The organism is Actinoplanes sp. NPDC048791 (assembly GCF_040650095.1).
In the GTDB taxonomy this organism is placed as follows: Bacteria; Actinomycetota; Actinomycetes; order Mycobacteriales; family Micromonosporaceae; genus Actinoplanes.
In genome coordinates this window covers 1-1,984 of the sequence record NZ_JBEZGQ010001319.1, presented here as the reverse complement: position 1 = coordinate 1,984, position 1,984 = coordinate 1, and the positions used below count along the sequence as shown (strand labels likewise).

Here is a 1,984-nt window from a genome sequence, read left to right as displayed (position 1 = left end):
CGGGCCGCGACGGTGCGCGGCCCGGACGTATCGCCGGGCTCGTTAGCGGGCGGTGCAGAGCGACGGCGGATCAGCACCGTGGCCAGGGCCGCGCCGCTGGCGGCGCCCACTCGCAGGTCCATGGCGCGGGCTGCTTGCCGGCCCGGTCATCGACGCCCACGTCTGGGGCTCTGGGTGTATCCGACCGGCCCGGACACCGGGAAGCCGCGCTCCCGATGTCGTCCGCGCACAGCCCTCCCCGCCACCGGGCGGAGCAATCGGCCCGGGCTCAGCCCGCGAGGGCGTCGACCAGGCGTCGGGCCGAACCCGCGAGGTTCCAGCGCTCGGCCAGCGCGAGCAGTGCCTCCGGGTCCTTCGGTGAGGTCGGCAGCGCCGGGTCGAAGTCGGGCAGCTTCACGTCCAGCGCGACCTTGCAGACCGGCAGCGCGGCCGCCAGGTAGTCCCGGGCGGAGTCGAGCTTGGTGCGCAGGCCCGGGGCGAAGCCGGCGTCCTTGTCGTCCAGTGCGGCCAGGATCTGCTCGATGCCGCCGTAGCGGGCGATCAGCCGGGCGGCTGTCTTCTCACCCACGCCGGGCACGCCGGGCAGGCCGTCGCTCGGGTCGCCGCGCATGGCCGCGAAGTCCGCGTACCAGCGGGCCGGGACGCCGTACTTGGCCTCGACCGCGGCGTTGTCGCTGTCCTCCAGCTTGGCGACGCCGCGGCCGCAGTAGAGCAGGCGGGTGCCGCGGGTGTCGTCGACGAGCTGGTACAGGTCGCGGTCGCCCGAGACGACCTCGACCGGGGCGGGCTGGGTGGCGGCGAGGGTGCCCAGGACGTCGTCCGCTTCGTACCCGGAGACGCCGAAGGCCGGGATGCCGACCGCGGCCAGGACTTCGAGCAGGACCGGGACCTGCTTCTCCAGGGCCGCGGGGACCTCCTCGACGGCGCCGTGGGCGACGCGGTGCTTCTTGTACGACGGGACGAGCGCGACCCGCCAGGCCGGGCGCCAGTCGGCGTCCAGCGCGCAGACCAGGCGGTCCGGGTGCCGGGTGCGGATCAGCTGGGCGATCATGTCGAGGAAGCCGCGGATGGCGTTGACCGGCTCACCCGCCTGCGTGCGGGCCGCGGACTCGGGGATGCCGTGGAACGCGCGGAAATACAGGCTGGGGGCGTCGACCGCCAGCAGAGGTCGCTGAGTCACGGGTCCCAACCTAGTGCCAACCACCGACACTTCCGCGGGCGCGCCGGGGCTGAGGCTGACGGGAAACCAAACGACCGTTAAGCTGGTTGGTGTGACGGTCGAGCGGATGCTGCCAACGGACGAGGCGTACGAGTTGCTGGGCCTGACCCGGGAGATCGCCGACGGCGAGCTGGCTCCCCGGGTCGCCAAGTACGAGCAGGAGGGCCTGTTCCCGCGCGACGTGCTGCGGACGGTCGGCCGGGCCGGGCTGCTGGGCCTGCCCTATCCCGAGGCGGACGGGGGCGCCGGTCAGCCGTACGAGGTCTATCTCCAGGTCCTGGAGATCCTGGCCGGTTCCTGGCTGGCCATCGCCGAAGCCGTCAGCGTGCACACGCTGTCGTGCTACCCGATCTCCGCGTACGGCACCGAGCGCCAGCGCAAGAGTCTGCCGGAGCTGCTCGGCGGTGACCTGCTGGGCGCGTACTGTCTCTCCGAGCCTCAGGGCGGCTCCGATGCCGCGGCCTTGACCACCCGGGCGGTGCGCGACGGTGACGACTGGGTCGTCACCGGCACCAAGGCCTGGATCACCCACGGCGGCCAGGCCGACTTCTACAACATCTTCTGCCGCACCGGCGGCCCCGGCCCGGCCGGGATCTCCTGCATCGTCGCCGACGCCGACACGCCCGGGATCCTGCCGCAGGTGCCGGAGAAGACGATGGGCCTGCGCTCGTCACCGCCGGCCCAGATCGTCTTCGACGACGCCCGGGTGCCGGTCGAGCGCCTGGTCGGCGAGGAGGGCCAGGGCTTCCGGATCGCCATGCAGGC

At 73.2% G+C, this 1,984-nt stretch carries 2 protein-coding genes; one reads left to right on the top strand and one right to left on the bottom strand.

Features of this window, described 5'->3' with window-relative positions; all coding sequences use genetic code 11:
- Positions 1 to 268 precede the first annotated feature (268 nt).
- Positions 269 to 1,180: a 5'-3' exonuclease gene (locus AB0C29_RS45875; protein WP_360834308.1), complete on the bottom strand. Its 912-nt coding sequence runs from the start codon at positions 1,178 to 1,180 to the stop codon at positions 269 to 271.
- A gap of 91 nt (positions 1,181 to 1,271) precedes the next feature.
- Between AB0C29_RS45875 and AB0C29_RS45870 the strand changes: the two genes are divergently transcribed.
- Positions 1,272 to 1,984 (top strand): acyl-CoA dehydrogenase family protein (locus AB0C29_RS45870; RefSeq protein WP_360834306.1); only part of this gene is annotated, 713 nt, incomplete at its 3' end.